Here is a 24483-nt window from a genome sequence, read left to right as displayed (position 1 = left end):
CTTGTAATTCGTAATTATCAATAGTGGCATTTAGCACATTCTAAGCCTCCCATTTCGGCAACGGTTAGTTTGCTAACATTTAGCTTTTTAGCCAAAGCCTTGTGCACTTCTTCATAGTGCTGATAATAAGGGTTGTTAGCATTCACAGGCATTTGGCGATGGCACTCTATACACCACCCCATCGTAAGAGGAGCGTGCTGGTGTACCACCTCCATTTGTTGTACTTCTCCGTGGCATTTCTGACATTCCAATCCACCCACTGCTACGTGCTGACTGTGATTGAAATAAGTAAAGTCGGGGAGTTTGTGAATGCGCACCCACTGCACCCCTTTAGGAGTACCCGTATAGCGAAATTTCTGCTCGTCCCAGCCTACTGCTTCGTATAATTTCTTGATTTCTTTGGTATAAAATTCTTTAGTGTAACCATTGGTGAGATCCTCCTCACCCTCATATTCCGAAATGGTATTGTGGCAACCCATACACACATTGAGTGAGGGCACGCCTGCTACTGCCGAAGTCCGCGCCCCTGAATGGCAATATTTACAATCGATTTGGTTATCACCTGCGTGAATTTTGTGAGAGAAGTGAATAGGTTGTATAGGTTCATAGCCCTCGTCTACCCCTATCTGCATCAGAAAGGCGTAAAGAGCGTAGGTAATGCCTAAAAAGGCAATGATAAGGGTTGATATAATGATAATCTTTTTCAATTGATAATTCATAATTGACAATTGACAAATGCCGTTGCGTTACAAACTTTGGCAAAGTTGAAGATGTATCCTCTTCACTTGTTCTTTGGCACTTTCCAAATCGACGTTCTCAATCACTGCATTTGAAAGGGCAATGCGCTGGGTATCACTCCACTGCTGTGACATACGCGCTCGCACTTGGGCTTCGGTGCAATGGTCGCGTGCCATTACACGGGCAATGCGCACCTCCTCAGGTGCTGTAACCGTGATGATATAATCACAATCCTTGTAGCTACCACTTTCAAAGAGGATAGCGGCTTCTTTCAGTACATAAGGTGAAGTTTGCTTCTTTGTCCACTGTTTAAAATATTTTGCAAGAGCAGGATGTACAATGCCGTTGAGTATCGCTAATTTCTCAGAACTGTTGAACACAATCTGGGCGATATAAGCGCGGTTATACTCTCCATTTTGGTAAGCCTCCTCACCAAAAGCAGCGATAATGCGTTTCTTTACCTGCGCATTGTTAGCGATGAGCGCTTTAGCTTGTTCATCAGAATTGAATACCGAGATACCTAAGGTAGCAAATTCTTTGGCTATCGTGCTCTTGCCACTGCCAATACCTCCTGTAAGTCCTACTACCATCATTCTTTGCGTATTAGAAAATCAACGGAGGTTTCTTTCATAAAAGCTACCTTTATGCGTCGTTTATGAGTATTGAGTTGTAGTGGTATATGGTTGTCGATTGCTTCGCACAAATCAGCAGTTACTTCTATATCGTTAGGAGTAAGAGTCTTTAAGATACTCAAATCACCTGTACAAAGTACACTCACTTCGTCGGGGAAGACTTTTACTTGACTCTCTTTCGGTACGCCCATCACCTTCACAGGTACGCGTAATTCCTGCTCGCTCACCTTATCGACAAAGGCTTGCATCACAATTTTATGAGCGTTATAATGTACCCAAGGAGTGCTTTTGAGCGTATAAGTTTCACCGAAATTGTCTTTTAGCGGACGTTTGTGTCGGTATTGGAAAGTTACTTGTGTGAGCGTATCTATCACTTTTTGGCTACCTGAAGCTACTACCGAATCGGGTAAGAGGCGCAGTTCCGTAAGTTGGTATTCTTTAGGAAATTCCACGTTTAGGTGTACTACTACGGGTATTTTTTTGGTGTGTTTTGGTACTAAGTATAGTTGTAGAGTATCGGAGACTACCGAGCGTATTCTGAAATTCGATAGGTAAGTATTGCTGAGCTTGTCCTTACTGCTTTTAGAGAGTGTATAAAAGTGTTCGCCCACTTCTTGTAAATCCGAGAAATCTACGGTGAGGGTAGCATTTTGTCGGTAGGATTTCAGAAGAGAAAAACCATTGCCTTCTACTGTTATTCTCACGTAGTTAGGAGCAGAGGGTAAAAATACCTTGTCGGCTGGCAGATTGATAACCGTTACTGGTACCGATAATTCTCTGATGAGGTTTTTAGAGAGTTTCTTCAGCGACCAAATGAATACCGAGAGCAACAGACATATCACAAAAGTGAGGTTGCGACGATTAGTGAAAAAGAGGCGAAATGGCTTCATAATTAGGTAAAAGGTAAAATTTGGCACAAAGGTATAAACTTTTATTGAGAGCGCAAAATAATACTTATTAATACTATAATGCCAATTAATACTATAATACCAAAATATTACTCATTTTAAGAATATCAATAGCTTGCATTTTTATATCTATTTTTTTGTATATTGGAAATAAATTGTACATTTGCCAATATAGAAATAAATTCATTTAAATAAGAATAAAAAATAATCATATGAATGAACAACAAAAATACCACATTCAGCAATTAGCACAAAACCTTATTCGTTATTCATTTACTAAAATCAAAGCGCAAACTGATAGAGAAGGCAAACATCTTTTAGCTTATTACTTTTCTTTGGTAGACGACTTTTTTGCTGCTGCCGATAACGCTATTACTCGTGAAGATAGGCAGGCTTACAATCCCCAAGCATCTATTTTATATGCTATATGGAGTGGCAGATGCTATACTTATGAAGGTAGTTACGAGCCTGTAAAACAAAACGCTGACAATTGGTTAGACAATCAAAGCTATTTGTATAAAGAAACTTATCAAATAATAGAAGCGCTTGGTGACGATGATGATACTTATGAAGAAAAATACGAGGCAATTCGGAAAGATTTTGAAGAATGTTTGCTAAGAGCCTTACAGCAATGCGATGCTGAAGGTGTTTTTGATAATCGTTTAGAAAGTGGTTTAGTACTCTTTGCCTTTTATGTAGACGATTATGACAAAAACGGGAAAGGCTCTATGTTATACCGTTCTGCCCAACTGCTCAACCCTCAAAAAGATTGGTCGTTACTGATAGATAATTACAACTAAAAAATAACGGGTATATACCCGTTACGGCTCGCGTATATACCCGTTTGGTATTAGAATACTATTTGAGTATTTTCCTAATATAATTGGCTTCGTGGATACTTTGGGTAAGGGCTTCGGATTGTTCAGTTTCGATGAGGGTTCTGAAAGCTTCTAAATTCTTGATATATTCATTGAGGGCTTTTAGCACATTGTCCTTGTTCTCCAAAAAGATAGGACACCACATCTGAGCGTCACTTTTTGCCAAACGCACCGTAGAGGCGAACCCTGTACTGGCTAAATCGAAGATTTGAGCTTCGTCTTTTTCTATCTCTAAAACGGTTTTGCCCAGCATAAACGAACTTACGTGCGAGAGGTGTGATACATAGGCAGTATGCAAGTCGTGGTCAGAAGGTTGCATCATCTTCACGCGCATATTAAGGGCTTTTACAATACTCAACGCACGGTCAAGCAGTTGCCAATTGCTTTTTTCTACTTCACAAAGAGCCATTACTTTCCCATCGAAGAGGTTGTAAAGAGCTGCCTCAGGTCCTGAATGCTCGGTACCTGCCATAGGGTGCGCTGCCACAAAATTTTGCCTATGGGGGTGCGTAGCTACTACCTCGCAGATGTGACCTTTTACAGAACCTGCGTCCATTACTAACGTGTGCTCGCCTACTTTATTGAGTACCTCTATAAGCACTTCGCCTATATGGTTCACGGGTACTGCTATGAGCACGAGGTCGGCATCGGTGAGATGGTTGTAATCCGTACTTTCATCGATGAAGCCTAAGGCTAAGGCTTTTTCTATATGATTAGGGTTTAGGTCGATACCAGCAATGTGGTAGCCCAAACGTTTTTTTAATTCTAAGGCAAAGGAACCTCCTATGAGACCTAAGCCTATGATGACTGCTTTTTTCAATTCGATATTAATTAGCTAATTGTCTCATAGTGTAGAGCACCAATTCAGTGGGTGATTTTTCAGTAACTATCCAAATAGATTTATCTAAATCTACATCTATTGCAATGGGGGATACTGATTCTACGGGAAAGTCTTTTAACAATTTTCCTTTTTCGTCGTATAAATAGGCTTTTTTGGTGTTTTGTTCGTTTACTGAGACGTAGTTGATGCCACGAATACGGAACTGTTTAGGACGGGCATATTTACCTTCGGGAAGTTCAATGCGTTGCCCGCCTATGGTAAGTATGTTGCCCGAAAGAGAGGTAAGTGCATAACGATTACCTTCCCAATAAAAGGGTTCTACCAGCGATGGATTTGTGCGATTCATTCCTCCTTTCTCATCGATAGAAATAAGGTTACCTTCTTGAGTGGTGAACATAAACAAGTTATTGAATACCAAAGGAGGATTGTTAGAGAAACGATAGTTACCCTTTACTGTTATTCTGTTTTCACCATTGCGGTGCAAGATGTTAAAGATACCATTATCGGAAGGGTAGATAAGATAGTCTTTGCCATTGAAACGGTAATGCTTAGGAGTAAACAAAGGTTTCCCATTGGTGCGCTGTAAGAAGCCTTTCACTTGTTGTCCTTTTCTGTCTAACAGGTGCAAGATATTGTTTTCGGCAAAGAGGAAGCGGTATTCGCGATTGCTATCGTAATCGAACACCTCCAAAGGTGTGATAGGGTTTTGATACTTTAGAGGGAAAGGCTCTACCACATTGCCGTTGCGGTCAATAATCCAGATAGACTTTTCGGTAGTGAAAGCCATTTGCAAGAAGCCGTTTTTAAATAAATCGACCTGGTAAATAGGGCTTTGTATCTTTCCGTCTAAGCGTTTTTTCCACAAGAGAGAACCGTTGTTACCTATCAGATATAAATCGTTATTAGTGTCTTGCACGGCTATTTCGAGTTGTTTGGTGCGGTGGTTTAAGAGAATGGTAGGAGGGATAACCATTTGGTCGTCTAACGTAAGGCGGAAACGTTCTTTCATCTCGTCGGAAAGAGTGCTTTCAGTTTGTTTTTGACTGATGAAATTGAGCACGTAATAGTCGTTTTGAGGGGTTTGTTGGAATACTGCCCAGCGATAGTTTTCGGCTATATAAGGATATTTACTGCTAAAAGCTGTGTTGTCATAAAGATTTGTGAGCCGTGTAACACTTACGTTGGAAGCGCTGTTTTGTTCTAACCAATCGTAAGATTTATTGGCTGAAAGGACATTGCCTCGTTGCATATCGTTGATTACTGAGGTAAGAAGGTCTTTGGTGGTAGTAAATACGAGGAACTTTTCATATACTCCGACGTATTTAGGAACAAACTGAGGTACAAAAGCCGTGAAAAAATCCATTGGGAGGTCGGGGTTTAGTTCGTACATAGAGAAGTTGTGCTGAAAGTCTTCTGAGAGTACGGGCAACTGTTTGATGGTCTCATCTACATCAAAAGAAGAGGCGACCGCAAATTGACCTTCGGGGGTTTGAGCAAAAGCTACCCCATTGATAGAGGTTTTAAACGGATTATTGGTAGCTGTACTATCGTTTTGAGCGAGCTTATCGCCGTCGTCGAAAGTATAAGAAACGAGTGAACGCAAGCGCGCGGGAAGTACGTTTAACACATTGTTTTGATAGGGTAGGGTGTGTGCCATTATATCGGCATTGGCATTGGCAATGAGTGCCATACCGCTAAAACGTATGTTGTTTTCTTCTAAGAAAAGGTCGAGAGAGACCCAATCTTTTACATTTTGCAATATCTCGGTTCCGAAGAACGATTTGAAGTAAGCATTTGCTTCGTCTTTTTGGAAGAAAAGAGTGGCAACGCATTCGGTATTACTTACTTTTTGTAGTTGTTCCAAAGACTGTTGTCGTGGAGTTTTAGTTTCTTGTTTCAGTTGTTGATAAGCCGAAACGGTCTCGGAATCGCCTATAACCAAGTTGTTATCGGCTATGGTGTAAAACCATTCTTTACCAAACTGAGCTTGTTTTTGGATTTGAGTATCGGCATTGCGCCAAAAACTAATAGTATCGTTACTAATACGGGGAGTTATGGCAAAGAAATGACCTTCGGTATCAAAAGCTACCCACAAGTTATCATCGGTGGGAATGCTATTAAGGAGTTTTACCTCGTGTGGGCGCAACTGATGAGGATTGAGCGTCTTCCAAAAGGTATTGTTAGCAATGGCACTGAGGAAGTTGTCTTTATCGTTGATGCGGAAAAGCATTTGCGTATTATCGGGGAAGAGCAAGGGTGTTACCTCCTCTTTCTTCTCTTTGGAATCGCAGGCGAGCAGGGATAAAAACAGCGTTATGTAAAAAAGAATGCGCATAATTAAGATGTTTCAATGAAAGCAGTGTAATATGCAATGAAGTGCAAAGGTAGGAAAAAAATTTTTAATACCAAAAATGCTGATAATGGCAATAATAGTAATTTAACTTTGGCAAAGTTTAAAACTTTGCCAAAGTTTGAGATGAAAAAGCGACGTATTGGGGAGGTTAGGAGGAGACGGAAGATATCGGAGGAGAACGAAAGAGAGCTGAGAAGAATTTTGATAAAAAAAAGGTGTAAGATGGGTGGGGTTAGCTTATAGAGAGCTTATAGGAAGCTTATACGAATCTTGGACGATTGGTATAGGAAGCGTATATAAAAAGTTGATTCATAATATAATACAACAGCGCTAAAAATGTTAAAAACGGGGTTTCGAGGCGGAAGAAAGAGGAAGAGGCACTAGGCCTTAGGCCATAGGCACTAGGGGGGAGTATGACGGAAAGGAGAAGGGATAATTAGGGAATTAGCAAATTAGAAAATTAGTAAATGGGGAAGTGTGAGGTCTTAGGTCATAGGTACTAGGGGGAGTATGACGGAAAAGGGAAGAGATAGAGGTATGGTAGGATAAAATTATAGAAAGAGTTGATAGTGAACGGTTAAAGAGTGAATGGCTTAAAAGTGAATAGTTAAAAATTGAAAATAGAAAAATAATCGAAAGTAAGACGGGGGTGAGATAAACGGGTGTTATGTTAAAATTAAGGATTTTTCAGTTTAAATCAAAAAAAAAGAAAATAATTCATTGCTAATTGGAAAATAGTTTTTACCTTTGTGGCGTTAAAAGAACTATAATAATAATTTACCAACTCCATTAACAAACATTATTTTAACCGATGAAAAAGTTACCCTTTTTAATTTGGGGGCTATTGCTGTCTTTCTTTAGTACAGCTATAGCCCAAGAGCTCGATACCATTCGCTATAACCAATATGGCGTGGCAGTCGATAGAAAAGAACTTCGCTCAGAGGCACGTAACAATATCTTGGTTTTTGAATCAAAACATCAGAACTATAAGTTTTGGTTTGACAACCGTGTGCAAGTGGATGCTGCTACGTTTTTTGGCGCTAAGAGCGATTACGACAAGATAGGCAACGGTGCTTCTATTCGCCGTGCTCGATTTGCCGTAAAGGCACAAGTTACCAAAGATTGGTACGGTGAAGTGGACGTTGATTTCGCCGATGGTATTTTTGAACTTAAAGATGCTATCGTGGAATACGACGGGATTAAGAACGTAGCCTTGAAGGTGGGAAACTTCAAAGAAGATTTCTCGATGGAGCAAACTACCAGTTCGCGTTACTTAACCTTTATGGAACGACCTATGGTGTGTAAAGCCTTAGTGCCGTCACGACATTTGGGTATTCAAGGAGAGTACTTGCGCGACCATTTTAGGGCTTCGCTTGGTATGTTTTTGCAACGAGTAGCTGGCGTTGAGGAAGTGACCAATGTGCAAGACAACAACAAGGATTACGGACGCAACCAGGGGTATTCAATCACCAGTAAAGTGGGCTGGATGCCTTATACCGAAGACCATATGCAAGGTTACTATTTAGGAGTTAAGGGCTCTTACCGCACTCCTAAAACTGATGTAGCACCTAAGGATTACGGCGGAGCGCGTTTTAGTACCCGCAACTCTACCTCGATTAATCGCAAAAAGTACTTAGACACTGATGTTATACCCAATATAGACCACGAATGGTTGCGCGGGGTAGAAGCCGCTGCTTACTACGGAGGCTTCCGCGTACAAGGAGAGTGGATAGGCAACCACGTTACTACGGAAGCTACCTATTACAATTTCACAGGGTGGTATGTGCAAGCAGCGTATTTGCTCTTTGGAGGCAAACAGAAGTTTAACGTATCGGAAGGCGAGTTTACTCAACCTACCCGAGGCAAGGAATGGGGTGATGTGGAGCTGGCAATGCGCTGTGATTACCTCAGCTTGAACGACAAAGATGTGTATGGTGGTTCAGGTGCAAACTTCACTACGGGGTTGAACTTTTATGTGAATAACAACGTGAAAATAGCTCTGAACTATCAGTATACCAACAACGACCGTTATGCAAACGGCAGAGGCAAACTGATTATTGGACACGATGCCACAGGAGCCCCAACTACCGATTATAAAAAAGCGGTGGAAGGCAAAGGCAAAGGCGGTGTGAGCTACCATATGCTCGCTATGCGCTTTGAAATTAATTTTTAAACATTCACCTTTTAAACCATTACTAAAATGAAAAGTTTAAGATACATACTTCTATTAATATTGGTCATCACAGCAGGTTGTGTGAAAGATGCAGTGTACGAGGGAGCTTCGACTATCAAATCGGTGAAGCTTACACCCGCAGCCCCTACCTCGACTGACAACGTAGTGGTAACCGCTGTAATCGCTCCGGGACTACAAGCACCTTCGACAGTAACTTTGGTTTACAACGCAGGAGCAGGCAACCAAACCGTAGTGATGACGGGCAAGGACAATACTTTTACAGGGACTATTCCGGCACAAGCCGATAAAACAAAAGTAACCTACAAAGTAACAGTAGTGAATACCGCAGGATTTTCGACCGTAAAAGAAAGTAGCTATGTGGTAGGCGATAAGCCTTCGGACTACACTAAATTGGTTCTCAACGAGCTTTACGGAGCAGGCGCCGATGCCGAAAAATTTATAGAACTTTACAACAACGGCGATACTCCTATCAAACTAAAAGACGTAACCATTAAAAAAGACGAAGAACTTGCGTGGACGGGTATTGAGGGCGAAGTGGTAGCCCCTCACTCACATTTTGCTATCGTAGGCGCCAAAGGTACTACCCCAAGAGGGTTCAGTTCGGGTTTTTCGAGCAAGAAAAATGTGCTTATAGAGCTTTACAGCCCTGAGGGAACTAAGCTCAACACCTTTCAACGAGGTGAAAAAGGCGATGGTTGGGGCAAAGTGAGTCTTGCGGTAGTTACGAAATCGTGGAGCCGATGTCCTGATGGTACAGGTAAATTTATGCAAGCAGACCCAACTCAAGGAAAAGCGAACCCTGCGACAGGAACAGAAGATGAGACTGTTAAGCAGTGAGAGAGGAGGAGAGTAAGGACGGTTATTGTAGGGAAATATTACAAAATAAGCGATTAAATAATAAATGATATAAAAACATAATTATGGCAAAAGAAGAATTAAAGATTGGCGAAATTTCTAAACCGCGTTTTGAGTTTCGCAGTTTTGGGCGTTGCTTTGCTAAACAAGCCGAGCGTATGGCACGCCTAAGTGTACCTGTTCCTGAAAAAGTATGGGAACGCCGCAGTACCGAAACCTATATTGTGAGTAGGACTAACGATGTGAACAACACTAAAATTCGCGATGGTAAGATGGACATCAAAACCTTTGTACAAAAGGTAGATGGATTAGAACAATGGAACCCACTGATGAAAGGAGAGTTCCCCATCTCGGCAAAAGTGCTTAAAGAAGAAGTGTTCCCCGCTTTTAAAGTGCAAGGAATGCCAGAGCTTACCAAAGGAGAATACACCTTAGGAGAGTTCTTACAGATGGTGGAAGCACACCCCGACTTGCAAGCAGTAACCGTTGAGAAGGTGCGTTTTGGTTATATGGTGAACAATACCATTTGCGAAACCGGCAACGTATATATCAATGGGGCTTTGGTGAAAACCATTAACTCAGAGTCTACCGAGATAGAAGATATTAAGAAAACCATTGCCGATTGCGGGTTGGAAGGAGTAGAGAACATCAACTACTTGCAAGCGATTAAACGCGTGATTGGAATGATACATAAACCCTTAGCAAATTAAGTTATGGCACAAGAAATAGAAAGAAAATTTATGGTGAAGAGCGATGCCTATAAAGCAGCATCGTTTAAGGCAACTCGTATCACCCAAGGTTATTTGAGCTCCGTTCCCGAACGCACGGTGAGAGTGCGCATAAAAGGGGACAAAGGTTTCATTACCATAAAAGGCATCGGTAATGAAAGTGGCGCAAGCCGGTTTGAATGGGAAAAGGAAATACCCGTAGCTGAAGTGCAAGAGCTATTGAAGCTATGCGAACCAGGTATTATAGACAAGACACGTTATTTGGTAAAGAACGGCGACTATTGTTTTGAGATTGACGAGTTCTATGGAGACAATGAAGGACTTGTAATGGCAGAGATTGAATTACCTGACGAGAAAGCTACTTTTGCCCGTCCTGAGTGGTTGGGAGAAGAAGTAACAGGCGACAAGCGTTATTACAATTCAATGTTAATGAAGAACCCTTATAAAAACTGGAAATGACAAACAATACCGACCACACGCCACCCTTTGACCCTTTGGATATGAATAACTATCATATCGAAAAGTTGCCAAAGGTACAAAAAACAGGGGTAGAGCGGTTCCTCCAACGCATTGGAGGACCGCTTGCTATCCTCGCCTTTGTGCTTATTTACTGGGTAGCCAATATTTCGTTTATCAACCGGATTGATACCAATGAGAAGACGACACCGCTTACTGAATCGGCGATGGCTCGGTATGCCCAAATAGAAAAGGCTAAAACCAAACAACTAACAGCTACAATGAAGGGAGAAAAAAAACTCTCGGACGAGCAAAAAGTAACCCTACAACAGGCAACACACAACGAGTTTATACACATCAACTACGCGATGCTGGCTATTTTTGTAGCAGCTATTATTTTATGGATTACCGAAGCAATCCCCAATTACCTTACTTCATTACTGGTAATACTGGGCATTGTACTTTGTGGAGTCACGACCGACAAGACGGCATATGCTCAATTAGGACACCCTGTAATGTGGCTCAATATTCTTTCGTTTATCTTGGCGAGTATGTTAGTGAAAACGCAGGTGGCGAAGCGATTTGCTTTGTGGTTTGTGTTGAAGTTTGGCAGAAATTCGGGAGGTATTATACTGAGTTTTATCATTATTAACTTAGTACTATCGGCATTTATTTCGGCAACTACTGCCAAAGCTGCTATACTGTTGCCTATCTTTATGGTAATAGCCGCTATCTACGGAGCTACGGGAGGAGAACACCGCAATAACTTCGGTAGGAATTTGATATTGCAGAACCTCTTTCAAATCAATTTAGGAGCTAATGCCTTCTTGACAGGCTCAGGGGCAGCCCTTTTAGCGGGCTCTCTTATAGCAGGAGCTATGGGTATAGGCTCTTTTAGTTATCAGGATTGGTTTAAAGCAGCCTTTCCGATGAGCGTGTTGCTTATTCTCATCGCGTGGTTCGTAGGCTCGAAAATATATTTTCCACTGAAAAAAGAAGAGCGCGTACCACAGATTGAAGGAGGTATGGAAAGGCTTAGGGAAGAGCTTAACAAGCTCGGCAAAATGAAGTTTGAGGAGTATAAAGCGATTGCTATTTTTGTTTGTGTACTCATCTTGTGGGCTACCGATAAGCAACACGGTATCAACCAAACAGCAGTAGCTTTTATGGGTGCCGTAGTAGCCTTGCTTCCGGGCATAGGCGTAGTGAAATGGAACGATGTAGATATTCCTTGGCACTTGCTATTGTTCTCGGCAGGTGCTTATACCTTAGGGGCAGGACTTGACGCGACGGGTTTACCTGGCACGCTCATCGATGCACTTTTTGGTAGTTTAGGGATTACTCAAGCCACTCCGTTTTGGGTATTGTATATGATACTTACAGGAGGGATTTTGCTTTTCTCGCTTATATTCCAATCTAAAACAATGCTTACCCTCATATTCATTCCTATTGCCATAGGGGTAGCTCAGAAAAACGGGTATCCGATTATGAGTCTGGCTTTTCCCGTAGCAATGCTTGTGGGACACGTGTATGTACTGCCCTTTAACAGTAAACCTGCTGCCCTGCTGTACACTACCAATCAATACAGCTGGAGCGATACCTTCAAGTTTGGTATCACGATGATGTTTATCAGTTGGTTGATGATACTCTTGTGGGGCGAAACGGTATTGCGGTGGTATGGGTTTACCAATGGAGTGTTCTTTTAGGTAAGAGGTAAGAGAGATGTGAGTCACTCCGGCAAACAATGATGTTTGAGTAAAGATAAGACAAAGCAAAGAGCGAGAAATATTGTTATAATGGAGAAGATTGGTGAATTTTGGAGTATCTAGGAGAATATCGGATTAGGTATGAATTATCTGACGGCTAAGGACTGATTAAAAAAGGACAAACGGACGAAATTCAATGAGAAAAGAAGTACAGCTTACGTTATAGAAATTAAATAAAATCAATTAAAAAAATGAATGAAAATTAAGGCTTTGCCTTGTGAAATAGTTTTAATTAAAAAATCAGGTAACTTGCTACCTGATTTTTTAATTATAGAGACTAAATTGTTCTAATTTCGGCACTGTTAAGTACTCACATACCCAGCTGTGCTAGCTTGCTATTGACTTAAAAAAAGAAAATTTGGTATGTTTGACCTGTATCTAAAATTAACAAATTGGCTAATTGATAAATTATTCCTATCTTTGCCCCCAAATAGAAACGAATGACACTGAAAAAAACTATATATTTCCTTATAGGATTGCTATTTCCCTTGCTGAGTTGGGCACAAGAAGACGATAGTGCGAATAACAATCAGGAGGGAGGGGTAACCTTTAAGTCGTTGCGTCCTAAAAAGAAGAAAGACAGCATTACTTTCACTGCACGCGACTACAAAATTATTACTTATACCCGCGATACCACCTCGGTAGATACTTCGCTTACGATGCAAAAGTATTACTTGAACAACGAGTGGGGAAAGGATATGTTTGGCAAGATGCCTTTCTCGAATATGGGGCAACCGTATAATGCACTCTCTTACGACTTCCGCCGTCAGGATTACCTGCCTTCGATGGGGGCACAAGCTAAAAAGCAACTATACCTTACTCCCGAAGAGGTAACTTATTACCATTTGCCTACGCCACTTACTGAGTTTACTTACAAAAGCGGTATGGAACAAGGTCAGTTTTTGAATACCCTTTTTTCAATCAATCTACAGCCCAACCTCAATATCTTTATCGCTTACAAAGGTTTGCGTTCCTTGGGTAAATACCAACGTATATTAGTGAGCAATGGCAATTTTAGAGCGGGCTTTTCCTACGTATCGCCTAACAAGAAATACACTGCCTTTGCGCATTTTGCCTCTCACGATATCACCAGTCAGGAGAATGGAGGTATAGTAACGCCTGAGCAGTTTGAGGGAGGTGAAAAACAGTTTAAAAACCGTGCGACAATAGACGTGCAATTACTCAATGCCGAGAATATCCGGGAGAGCAAGCGTTATTTTTTGCAACACGACTACGCTTTCTTGCGCAACCGCGATTCGCTGGCTTCGTACAAGCAGATACGCTTCCGCCATTTGTTTAGCTACGAAACCGAACATTATACTTATGACGAAACCCAAAGCAACAGTTATTTTGGAGATGCCTATGTACCCCAAAACCTGCACGATAAGGCGCGCTTGAAGAAGATGATCAACCGCTTGGGAGTAGAGCTCGAATTGCCCTATCTGGGTAGAACCTTCCTCTTTGGAAATGCTTATTTCTACAATTACTACTTTCAGAACGCTTACTACGTATCGGGAGTGTTGCAACGCCGACAAATCAAGGATACCGACCTGAGTTTAGGTGTGCAATGGCATAAGAAAGTGGGTGGATTCAGCATAGAGGCAGAGGGCGAACAGACATTTGTAGGCAAGATGACAGGTACTAGACTGAGTGGAAAACTTGCCTATGCTTTTGACGATAAGAACAGCATCACCGCAGGAGCTGAACTGCATTCGGCTATGCCTAATTTTAATTATTTGCTGTATCAAAGCGATTACAAGCAGTTTAATTGGGATAACTATACTTCGTTTAACAAACAGAATACCCAGACCCTCTATGGCGATTTGAAAACCCAATGGGGGAATGCTTCACTAAGTCTTACCAACCTCAACAACTACACTTATTTTCAAGAAGAAACCTTAGGGAAAGTGCGTCCTGAGCAGTACAGTAGCAATATACAATATTTGCAACTGAAAGTACAAAAAGAGTTTAAATTTGGTAAATGGGGCTTAGATAACACTATGCTCTACCAGCAAGTGGTACAAGATAGCAATATTTTGAATGTACCTACTTTCGTGACTCGCAATAGTTTTTACTTTGCATCACACTTGTTCAACAAGGCAATGTACTTACAAACGGGGATAGGGTTTAATTACTTCACCAAATATTACTCCAATCAGTACAATCCGCTTTTAGGAGAATTTGCTGTACAGACGGCAGAGAAGACGGGTAACTTTCCGATGTTTGACTTTTTTCTCAATGCCAAAGTGCGTACGATGCGCATTTTCTTCTCTTTAGAACAATGGCAAGTGCCCGTGAGCAACTGGCTAAAAATAGGAAATCCTTACAACTATTATTCTGCACCACGTCAGCCGTATAGAGATTTTATTATTCGATTGGGAATTAAGTGGGACATTTTTAGTTAAGAGTTGAGAGTTGAAAAGCAAGAAAAATAACGAATAAAATCTATATGACTAAAAAGACAATTTTCGATACACAAGTATTAGGACATCCAGCGGGGCTGTTCGTGCTTTTCTTTACAGAAATGTGGGAGCGTTTTTCGTTTTATGGAATGCGTGTACTGCTCATCAACTTTCTTACAATGACGCTTATAGGGTATAACCCAGGATGGGCGTGGAGTACTGAAAACGCGGGTGCACTCTTTGGTACGTATGTTATGCTTCTTTACCTTACTCCTATACTTGGAGGTATAATAGCCGATAAGATTACCGGCTACCGTTGGGCAGTAATCATAGGGGCAGTGATTATCACCTTAGGACACGTGTCGATGGCTTTTGAAACTGAAGTTTCGCTCTATTTGGGGCTTGCACTCTTGGTGATAGGAACGGGCTTTTTCAAACCTAATATGGTGTCATTTGTATCGGAAATGTACAAAGACCTACCCGAGAAGAAAGATGCTGCTTATACCATCTTCTATATGGGAGTAAATTCTGGAGCTTTCTTTGGAATGATGCTCTGCGGTTACTTAGCAGAACGCATCGGGTGGAGTTGGGGTTTCGGTTTAGCAGGAGTGTTTATGCTCTTGGGGACTATACAGTTTTGGTTTGCCAAACCTTTATTTGGTTCAATAGGATGTGAGCCACGCAAGCAAGAAAAAACAGAGACTATAAATGATGCAAAACAAGAAGAGGAAAAACTCAATCCGTTTACTACCCTAGATAAGATATTGGTAGCGCTTTCGGCAATCATAGGTATTGGCTATGCACTAAACGACCCTCTCTCGAAAATATGGAATATCGACCTCTTTGGGTGGGCTGCTACCTTAGGGCTTAAAGGGCAATATGTGATGGTGATTGTAGGCTTAATAGCTTTCTTTTACCTGATAGGTAGTCGCATAATGCGTTATACCACGATAGTGCGCGACCGTATGCTTACCGTGGTCATCTTTGCCTTTTTTGTGGTGTTCTTTTGGTTGTCGTTTGAACAAGGGGCTTCGTCTTTAGTGATTTTTGCACGGGATAATATAGAGCGTGAGCTACACGGTAATTGGGCAGTACTTTACAATATTTTCAATGCGCTACTCACCGTGATTCCACTATTACTGATTACCTACGTACTTTTCCTTTTGATAAAGAAAACCTACAAAAAGATATTTCCTGCCGTAGTAGTGTTATTGGTCTGTTTTAGTCTTGTATGGGGCATTGCTTCGTGGATGCTACAACGCGACTTTAAAACCACAGCTTACAGTGTGAGTTATCAAGCCTATGAACAAACCGATACACAAGGCAGAACTACTTATATCCCTATTACTGAAGAAAACAGAGTCGCTCGCCCTGATTTGAAAATCGTAGAACGTACTACTATCATAGGAGTAGCTGATTATCACCTAAAAGTAGGACAAGAAATAAAATTGCTGAGCAAGAACAACAAAAACACTTCGTTTGGCTATGTAGATGCCGAAAAGGAACAGTGGGCAAAACAGCGGGGAGCAGAGCTCAATACTGACAACGGGTTGATAGTTGCGCAAGTGAAAGAAGAGCGGGATAACTGGGTAGAGACGACTGTATCGTGGTTTTCTATCCTGAATTCTTTCTTCATCATTGCCTTAGCGAGCTTGTTCTCACGTTGGTGGGATAGCAAGTATAATCCACCTGCTGCGAAGAAATACGGCATCGGACTACTGATGCTCTCAGTAGGATTTGGTTTACTCGCCTTAGGTTCTCACGGGGTAACTCACGGAGTAAAGGTGAGTATGTTATGGCTTGTATTTGCTTATATGTTTAACACTATGGGTGAGTTGTGCTTATCGCCTGTGGGGCTTTCGTACGTCTCGAAGCTTGTACCTGCACGAATGATAGCATTTATGTTTGGGGTATGGTACCTCGCTGTAGCTATTGGTCATAAATTAGCAGCTGTAGTGGGCGGACAGATAGAGAATATCACCCGTGAGTACAGTTTGAGTACTTTCTTTTTGATATTTACCATTGTGCCTGCCGTAGCAGGGGTACTCATTATTCTCATCAATCCGTTTGTGAAGAAACTGATGCACGGAGTGAAGTAAGTGAGTTGTACTCTTGTGGAGAATATTTATTTTACTAAATAAAAAATAGTACACCTAAGACAAATATAAATATTTAATTATGAAAAAACTTCTTTTTTTACTCCTACTTCCCTTGGCAATGCAAGCTCAACCGCTGGTGGAGAAAACACCACCTGATTATATCAAAACGATTATCTTCAAAGCTAACGGCAACGATAAAAACCAATTTCCTATCGTGCGCCGTAATGAGTCGTTTAGTTTGCAATTCGACGACCTCGGGGGTAATGAGGAGACTTATTACTATAAAATCACCCATTGCAACGCCGATTGGTCAGTCTCTTCTCTGCTGAAAAGCGAATACCTTAAAGGCATTGATAACCAACCGGTACAGCCCGAGAGTAACTCCTATGGTACCCTGCAAGGCTATTCGCATTACCGCCTTACTTTCCCTAATGAACTCACTAAAATTACTCTCAGCGGTAACTATATGCTCTCTATCACCGATAGTTATGGCACAGAGCTCTTTTCACGCCGATTTGTGCTCTATACACCCCAAGTGAATGTACTCACCGAAGTGAAACGCGCTCGCTATTTGCAGTACTTCGATACCCAACAAGTGGTACAGTTCACTATTAAGCAGAAAGATTTTAGACTTGATAATCCTAATGTAGCGGTGAAAGTAGCCATACTGCAAAACTACCGTTGGGATACGGCTATCACGGGCGTAAAACCTCAGTATGTGATGGGTAACGACCTCGTGTATCGCTACGACCGCGAAACGGCTTTCTGGGGAGGTAATGAATACTTCTATTTCGATAGCAAGGATATACACGTGCCTGCATCGGGAGTCTATCGTTTGGATAGAAGCAAATGGGTAAATAGCTACTTGTTTACCAATGTAAGCCGTGCGAGCAATGTCTATACTTATTATCCCGATATCAATGGTGATTTCTTGGTAACCACTATCAACGGAATGAACCCCAGCAACGAAGCCGATTACACCCAAGTGCATTTTGCCTTAGAAGGCAAATCTACTTTTTGGGGTAAAGAAGTGTATGTATACGGCAAGTTTAGCAACTACGAACTCCGTGATGAATACAAACTCACTTATGACGAAAAAGACGGTCTTTTCAAAGGGAAAGTACTTCTCAAACAAGGGTTTTACAACTATAAGTTTGCTACCAAAGCAGGCAACATAGTTGATTTCAACGAAATAAGTGGTAATTTTCAACAAACTGAAAACACTTACCTCGTGTTAGTGTACTACCGCGCTCCTGGTGCTCTCTACGACGAGGTGGTAGGCATCGGCTCTGCTTCTAGTACCAATATCACAAAATAGGTCGTAGTACGATAGACTTTTATACATTACTACACTTTGGCAAAGTTGATTTCATTAATCATTAAACATTAATTATTACATCAATGTCTTCTCCTTTAGCAGAACGTATGCGCCCCACTTCCTTAGCGCAATATGTGGGACAAGAGCACTTAGTTGGAGCTCAAGGGGCTTTGCGCCAACAGATAGAACGCGGTCTTTTGCCATCGCTTATCTTTTGGGGTCCCCCAGGTACGGGTAAAACTACGCTGGCAAACATTATTGCGCATCAAAGCAACCGCGCATTCTATACCTTGAGTGCCATTAGTTCGGGGATTAAGGAAGTGCGTGAAGTAATTGACCAAAGCAAACAAAGTGGCGGACTCTTCACTACCCAAAACCCCATCGTTTTCATAGACGAAATTCATCGATTTAACAAAACCCAACAAGATTCCCTTTTGCAGGCTGTTGAAAAAGGGTGGATTACCCTCATTGGAGCGACTACTGAGAACCCTAGTTTTGAGGTGATTCCCGCCTTGCTTTCTCGTTGCCAAGTGTATATACTGAACGCCTTTGAGCGCAAAGATTTAGAACAACTGCTTCATAATGCCATTACCCAAGATGTTATTCTTAAAACCAAAGATATTCAACTGCAAGAAACAGAAGCTCTTTTGCGACTCTCAGGTGGCGACGGACGCAAATTGTTGAACACTTTTGAGCTTATCGTCAATGCGACTCCTGAAGGTGAACCAGTAGTGATTACGAACGACAGCGTTCTCAGATTGGTGCAGAAAAATACCGTACTCTACGACAAAACAGGTGAACAGCATTACGATATCATTTCGGCTTTTATCAAATCGATACGAGGCAGTGACCCCAATGGCGCGGTCTATTGGTTGGCACGAATGATTGAAGGCGGTGAAGATGTGAAGTTTATCGCACGCCGTATGCTTATTCTCGCTTCCGAAGATATAGGCAATGCTAACCCTACTGCAATGATTTTAGCTAATAACACCTTTCAAGCCGTTACGACTATTGGTTACCCTGAGGCGCGTATTATCCTCAGTCAGTGTGCTATATATCTCGCTTCTTCGCCTAAGAGCAACGCTTCTTATAAGGCAATTAACAAAGCTCAACAAGTTGTAAAGCAAACAGGCGACCTGAGTGTACCTATCCATTTGCGCAATGCCCCTACCAAACTGATGAAAGAGCTCGGCTATGGCAAAGACTACCAATATGCTCACGATTATGAGAGCAATTTTGCCTTTCAGGACTATCTCCCTGATGAATTGCAAGGTGAAACCTTCTATGAACCTTCTGATAATCCACGTGAGAATGCCCTGCGCGACTATCTTAAAAAACTATGGGGCGAGCGATATGGGTACTGAAATTAGCAAATTAGAAAATGAGGGAATTAGAAAATGAGGGAATTAGAAAATGAGGTAAAAGCCAATAATGCTAGAAATACTGATAATTAACTTTGCCAAAGGTGCGAGCCGCACAGGCAGTCGTAGCACGACGGGCTATTAACTTTGGCAAAGTTTGAGATGAAAAAGCGATGTGTTGGGGCTGTTAGGAAGATTCGGAAGGAAACGGAGAAGTTCGGAAGAGGGGAGGGAGGATTTTTGGTAAAAAAAGGCTGTAAGGGGGGTGGTGTTAGCTTATAGAGAGCTTATAGGAAGCTTATACGAATCTTGGACGATTGGTATAGAAAGGGTGTGTAAAGAGTTAATAGTGAGGGGTTAAGAGTTAAGAGAGAGAAGCAGTTTTGAGGGTAATAAATCGAAAGGAAAGCAAAGAAGAGGTGAATAGATGGACGAGAAAAGACTATAAAATTTTGAATTTAGATTTTAGTATTTAGAGTCTCTGAGCTATGTACGTGAAATAATTTTTACTTTTCAGTTTTCTTCACTATCTTTGCACTCTTATTTATGGTTAAATCAAATGAAATTCAATATAGTTTCTGACTTTGCCCCTACGGGCGACCAACCTCAGGCTATCGACCAATTGGTAAAAGGTATAGAGCGCAACGATAAGTACCAAGTGCTATTAGGCGTTACGGGCTCCGGAAAGACTTTTACTATCGCTAATGTGGTGGAACGCATTCAGCGTCCTACTCTTGTGTTGGCACATAATAAGACGCTGGCTGCTCAGTTGTATTCTGAATTTAAGGCTTTCTTCCCCAATAACGCGGTGGAATACTTCGTCTCTTACTACGACTACTATCAGCCGGAAGCCTATATACCTTCCACAGGTACTTATATCGAAAAAGACCTCTCTATTAACGATGAAATTGAAAAACTGCGCCTTAGTACGACCTCTGCTTTGCTGTCGGGCAGACGCGATGTATTAGTTGTGGCATCGGTGTCGTGTTTGTATGGTATCGGTAATCCTGTTGAATTCCAAAAGAATGTAATCACCCTCAAACAGGGTGACGTACTCCCTCGTACCAAGCTGATGCATCGATTGGTACAAAGTCTCTATGCCCGCACGACCGCCGAATTTAGGCACGGCAATTTCCGCATCAAGGGCGATGTGCTTGATGTCTTTCCTGGGTATGACGACAACGCTTTCCGCATTCACTTCTTTGGTGATGAAATTGAAGAGATAGAACAGTTCGACCCCACTACTAATCACGTGTTAGACCACTACCAGAGCCTCAATATCTACCCCGCTAATATGTTTGTTACTTCTCCCGATATTCTCCAAAAAGCGATATGGAATATTCAACAAGATTTGGTGAAGCAAGTAGAGTTCTTTGAGGCTTTAGGCAAACCCTTAGAAGCCAAACGGCTGAAAGAACGCACTGAGTTCGACCTTGAGATGATACGGGAATTAGGGTACTGTTCGGGTATTGAGAACTACTCTCGCTATTTAGACGGTAGAGAACCCGGCACACGTCCGTTTTGCCTCATAGATTACTTCCCCGATGATTTCTTGATGGTTATCGACGAGAGTCACGTAACCGTCTCGCAAGTGCACGCGATGTACGGTGGTGACCGCAGTAGGAAGGAGAATCTCGTGGAATATGGCTTCCGGTTACCCGCTGCAATGGACAACCGTCCGTTGAAATTCGAGGAGTTTGAAGCGCTTCAAAACCAAGTGATTTACGTGAGTGCTACCCCAGCCGATTATGAGCTCCAACAAACACAAGGCGTGTACGTAGAGCAGGTGATACGCCCCACAGGATTGCTCGACCCCGAAATAGAAGTGCGTCCGAGTGCCAATCAAATAGATGACCTTGTGGAGGAAATACAACTGCGTACCGAGAAAGACGAGCGCATATTGGTAACCACCCTCACCAAGCGAATGGCAGAGGAACTTACCAAATACCTCACTCGCATTGGTATTAGGTGTCGTTACATTCACAGTGATGTGGATACATTGGAACGCGTGGAGATTATGCAAGACCTGCGCAAAGGACTCTTTGATGTGCTTATAGGGGTAAACCTCCTGCGTGAGGGCTTAGACCTGCCCGAAGTGTCGCTCGTAGCTATCCTCGATGCTGATAAGGAAGGCTTTTTGCGTTCCACTCGTTCGCTCACTCAAACCGTAGGAAGGGCTGCCCGCAATGTGAATGGAAAAGCAATAATGTACGCCGACAAGATTACTGAGAGTATGCAACGTACCATTGACGACACCAATTACCGCCGTGAAAAGCAAATGAACTACAACAAGGCACACAACATCACGCCTCAGCCTTTGCACAAGAAGATAGAGAATAGCCTCAGCAAGAGCCCTATAACCGAATTTCGCTACGATCCGTCGTTTAAAGAGCGCACAGCGGCCGAAGCGCAATCGGTATATTTATCGGCTAAGGAATTGGAAAAGAAAATCAAAGAAACCCGCAAACTGATGGAGGTAGCTGCCAAAGAGCTAGATTTTGTAAAAGCAGCACAGTACAGAGATGAGCTAAAGAAATTGCAGGAATTAGCAAATTAGCAAATGAGAAAATGAGCAAAGTGTGGTGATTTGGTGATTTAGGAATTTTGGTGTAATTTTGCACCCTAATACATTAAAAGATAAAAAAATGCAAAATAATGGTATTTATGCAAAGATAACTACCACGAAAGGAGTTATTTTACTTCGTCTTACTTATGAAAAAACGCCTGCTACGGTAGGGAATTTTGTAGCTCTTGCAGAAGGGAAAATGAAGAACTCACAAAAACCACTTGGTACGCCTTATTACGATGGGCTTACTTTTCACCGAGTGATTCCTAACTTTATGATACAAGGAGGCTGTCCGTTAGGAACCGGCACAGGAGACCCAGGTTATCGTTTTGACGATGAATTTCACCCAGAGCTCAAACACAATAAACCAGGAGTCATTTCGATGGCGAATGCAGGACCAGGCACGAATGGGAGTCAGTTTTTCATTACACACGTAGCCACCCCTTGGCTAGACAACAAGCACACGGTGTTTGGTGAAGTCGTGGAAGGACAAGAAGTAGTAGATGCGATTGCACAAGGTGATAAGATTGAAAAAGTAGAAATAGTGAGAGTAGGAGAGGAGGCAGAAAAATGGGACGCCTTAAAAGCTTTTAATGATTTTAATGAAGCCAAAGCAGCTCGTTTGGCTGAAGAGAAACGCAAAGCTGAAGAAGCCTTTACCAAAGAAGTAGTGGGCTTTGAGAAAACAAATAGTGGTTTATATTACCAAATTTCCCACAAGGGTAATGGTAAAAAAGCAGAAGCAGGGCAAAAAGTAGCCGTGCACTATACAGGTATGTTACTTGACAAGACCGTGTTTGATAGTTCTTATCGCAGGAAAGAACCACTACAGTTTACTGTAGGTGTTGGACAAGTGATTGCAGGTTGGGATGAAGGAATATTACTTCTTCACGAAGGAGATAAAGCCCGATTGGTAATCCCATCAGAACTCGCCTATGGCAGTCGTGGTGCGGGAGGCGTAATACCACCTAATGCACCTCTTATTTTTGATGTAGAATTAGTATCAGTAGGGTAACCTTATTTTTTATTAAAGAAGAGTATTTAGCTATTAAGCCATTTACTCTTCTTAAAGTTTTTGCCTCTTCTTATTAAGTAGGCGTGATAGGAACTAGGGATATCGTTTTGCCATTTGGGCAATAAAAGCAAGATGAGAATTACATCTAATTGTGAGAAGAGCCCCCAATAAATAGCTAATTGCAAGGGGAATCCTCCGTGACCAAAGCCTATGAGGGAGATAAATGCTGTAAGTAAGCACAAGCCCCACAACTTGGAGAGAAAAGCGTGAGTACAGGTTTCTTTGCCAAACTTCAGAAAACTAATAGTATAACATAACCCTTCCATTATAAAAATAGCGATTACTTCATACCGATACGTCTTGATGAGCTCAGGGTTGAGATGATAACACGCTATTCCTATAGAGAGCCAGAATACTAAATCTGTTTGGCTATCCATTCGTCGCATTTTTACTGTACTAATACCCATTTGCCTTGCGATAATGCCATCGAAAACATCGGAGAGCAAGCCGAGGATGATGAAAACAATAATCCATAACCTTGCTATTGATTCTTCAGTGTAATAAGAAAAGATCAGTATGGTAGGGGCTAATAAAAAACGGAAGGCTATTAGTAAGTAAGGTGTCTTCATTTTAATAAGTTCTTATGAGAACAAAAATACAATATTTTTCTAATATACAAAAAAAATATGTCTTTTGGTAAATTAGCAGATTATGTATTATATCACACTTGAGTACTAAAATTATTATGATAGGATAGTTTGGAAACTACTTATAGAGGTTAGAGATAAAAATGCGAGTGTATGTTTAACTGTTGGTAGTTAGTTGTAAGAGAAGAAAAGCGTGTTAGAAAACACTAAGAAGCCCAAAAAAGATTATAACATTAGCATTAATAATCAACCACTTACCGAAGTGTTAAAAATTTTCTTAAAAAAAACTCTCAAAAAATTTGCTAGTTTGAAAAAACGTCGTACTTTTGCACCCGCAAATGAGACGATAAGGCACATTTGTAGGGGGTATAGCATACGCCTAAAAGAAAAAAACAACACGTACCTTGACATAATGTTGTACAGCACAAAGAAGATTTAAAGGATTGAGTGAAACCTGAAGTCAATAACTTGAAGATCGGTTAGAAGATATAAAAGAATTTAACGATGAAGAGTTTGATCCTGGCTCAGGATGAACGCTAGCGGCAGGCCTAACACATGCAAGTCGAGGGGGAAGTTACTTTCGGGTAACTGAGACCGGCGTACGGGTGCGTAACGCGTATACAATCTGCCTTTCACTGGGGGATAGCCCGAAGAAATTTGGATTAATACCCCATAGTATATAGGGACGGCATCGTTTTTATATTAAAGCTACGGTGGTGAAAGATG

18 protein-coding genes and 1 rRNA gene (1 of these 19 cut by a window edge) are annotated in these 24483 nt (G+C 41.6%); 13 read left to right on the top strand and 6 right to left on the bottom strand.

Features of this window, described 5'->3' with window-relative positions; translation table 11 throughout:
• Positions 1-17: 17 nt before the first annotated feature.
• From HMPREF1528_RS10045 to HMPREF1528_RS10035, 3 genes are read right to left on the bottom strand one after another with little or no spacing between them, the layout of a single operon-like run.
• Positions 18-719, bottom strand: a complete 702-nt coding sequence (locus tag HMPREF1528_RS10045) for a cytochrome c3 family protein (RefSeq protein WP_016479652.1) — start codon at positions 717-719, stop codon at positions 18-20.
• Positions 720-746: 27 nt separating this feature from the next.
• Positions 747-1331 (bottom strand): dephospho-CoA kinase, encoded by a 585-nt coding sequence (gene coaE / locus HMPREF1528_RS10040; RefSeq protein WP_016479651.1) that lies wholly within the window; start codon positions 1329-1331, stop codon positions 747-749.
• Positions 1328-2260 (bottom strand): YbbR-like domain-containing protein, encoded by a 933-nt coding sequence (locus tag HMPREF1528_RS10035; RefSeq protein WP_016479650.1) that lies wholly within the window; start codon positions 2258-2260, stop codon positions 1328-1330. Before HMPREF1528_RS10035 ends, coaE begins: the two co-directional genes overlap by 4 nt.
• A gap of 230 nt (positions 2261-2490) precedes the next feature.
• Here HMPREF1528_RS10035 and HMPREF1528_RS10030 point away from each other — a divergent pair, with 230 nt between their 5' ends.
• On the top strand, positions 2491-3078 hold the full coding sequence (locus tag HMPREF1528_RS10030) for a DUF4303 domain-containing protein (protein ID WP_016479649.1): 588 nt from the start codon (positions 2491-2493) through the stop codon (positions 3076-3078).
• Between the two features lie 58 nt (positions 3079-3136).
• On the opposite strand, the gene HMPREF1528_RS10025 is transcribed toward HMPREF1528_RS10030, so the two are convergent.
• Both HMPREF1528_RS10025 and HMPREF1528_RS10020 read right to left on the bottom strand, forming a co-directional pair.
• Positions 3137-3976, bottom strand: coding sequence for a prephenate dehydrogenase (locus HMPREF1528_RS10025; RefSeq protein ID WP_016479648.1), 840 nt, complete (start codon positions 3974-3976; stop codon positions 3137-3139).
• Positions 3977-3983: 7 nt separating this feature from the next.
• Entirely contained in the window at positions 3984-6332 is a 2349-nt protein-coding gene (locus HMPREF1528_RS10020; RefSeq protein WP_016479647.1) for a hypothetical protein, read from the bottom strand.
• 829 nt (positions 6333-7161) lie between these two features.
• Between HMPREF1528_RS10020 and HMPREF1528_RS10010 the strand changes: the two genes are divergently transcribed.
• The 11 genes from HMPREF1528_RS10010 to HMPREF1528_RS09955 all read left to right on the top strand — a co-directional run bounded on the left by HMPREF1528_RS10010 (position 7162) and on the right by HMPREF1528_RS09955 (position 23110).
• The gene (locus tag HMPREF1528_RS10010; RefSeq protein ID WP_016479646.1) at positions 7162-8523 is read left to right on the top strand and encodes an OprO/OprP family phosphate-selective porin; all 1362 of its coding nucleotides are present in this window, start codon (positions 7162-7164) and stop codon (positions 8521-8523) included.
• Positions 8524-8550: 27 nt separating this feature from the next.
• Entirely contained in the window at positions 8551-9381 is an 831-nt protein-coding gene (locus HMPREF1528_RS10005; RefSeq protein WP_016479645.1) for a lamin tail domain-containing protein, read from the top strand.
• An 83-nt stretch (positions 9382-9464) separates the two neighbouring features.
• Entirely contained in the window at positions 9465-10109 is a 645-nt protein-coding gene (locus tag HMPREF1528_RS10000) for a hypothetical protein (RefSeq protein ID WP_002675535.1), read from the top strand.
• A 3-nt stretch (positions 10110-10112) separates the two neighbouring features.
• A complete protein-coding gene (locus HMPREF1528_RS09995; protein WP_009411330.1) occupies positions 10113-10586 on the top strand; it encodes a CYTH domain-containing protein in 474 nt (157 codons plus the stop codon).
• A complete protein-coding gene (locus HMPREF1528_RS09990; protein WP_016479644.1) occupies positions 10583-12289 on the top strand; it encodes an SLC13 family permease in 1707 nt (568 codons plus the stop codon). Before HMPREF1528_RS09995 ends, HMPREF1528_RS09990 begins: the two co-directional genes overlap by 4 nt.
• A gap of 500 nt (positions 12290-12789) precedes the next feature.
• A complete protein-coding gene (locus HMPREF1528_RS09985; RefSeq protein ID WP_016479642.1) occupies positions 12790-14754 on the top strand; it encodes a putative porin in 1965 nt (654 codons plus the stop codon).
• A 44-nt stretch (positions 14755-14798) separates the two neighbouring features.
• Positions 14799-16850 (top strand): peptide MFS transporter, encoded by a 2052-nt coding sequence (locus HMPREF1528_RS09980; RefSeq protein ID WP_016479641.1) that lies wholly within the window; start codon positions 14799-14801, stop codon positions 16848-16850.
• A 79-nt stretch (positions 16851-16929) separates the two neighbouring features.
• Complete coding sequence (locus HMPREF1528_RS09975; protein WP_016479640.1) at positions 16930-18168, top strand: type IX secretion system plug protein domain-containing protein; 1239 nt, start codon at positions 16930-16932, stop codon at positions 18166-18168.
• An 83-nt stretch (positions 18169-18251) separates the two neighbouring features.
• Positions 18252-19532 (top strand): replication-associated recombination protein A, encoded by a 1281-nt coding sequence (locus HMPREF1528_RS09970; RefSeq protein ID WP_016479639.1) that lies wholly within the window; start codon positions 18252-18254, stop codon positions 19530-19532.
• Between the two features lie 556 nt (positions 19533-20088).
• Positions 20089-22086 (top strand): excinuclease ABC subunit UvrB, encoded by a 1998-nt coding sequence (uvrB, locus tag HMPREF1528_RS09960; protein ID WP_016479638.1) that lies wholly within the window; start codon positions 20089-20091, stop codon positions 22084-22086.
• A gap of 88 nt (positions 22087-22174) precedes the next feature.
• Positions 22175-23110 (top strand): peptidylprolyl isomerase, encoded by a 936-nt coding sequence (locus HMPREF1528_RS09955; RefSeq protein WP_016479637.1) that lies wholly within the window; start codon positions 22175-22177, stop codon positions 23108-23110.
• Between the two features lie 26 nt (positions 23111-23136).
• On the opposite strand, the gene HMPREF1528_RS09950 is transcribed toward HMPREF1528_RS09955, so the two are convergent.
• Positions 23137-23739, bottom strand: coding sequence for a CDP-alcohol phosphatidyltransferase family protein (locus tag HMPREF1528_RS09950; protein ID WP_016479636.1), 603 nt, complete (start codon positions 23737-23739; stop codon positions 23137-23139).
• A 519-nt stretch (positions 23740-24258) separates the two neighbouring features.
• On the opposite strand from HMPREF1528_RS09950, the gene HMPREF1528_RS09945 reads away from it, so the two are divergent.
• Positions 24259-24483 (top strand): 16S ribosomal RNA (locus HMPREF1528_RS09945) (it continues 1293 nt past the right edge of the window).

Origin of the sequence: Capnocytophaga sp. oral taxon 336 str. F0502, assembly GCF_000411575.1 — a bacterium.
GTDB lineage: Bacteria > Bacteroidota > Bacteroidia > Flavobacteriales > Flavobacteriaceae > Capnocytophaga > Capnocytophaga ochracea.
This window is presented reverse-complemented; position numbering and strand designations above follow the sequence as displayed.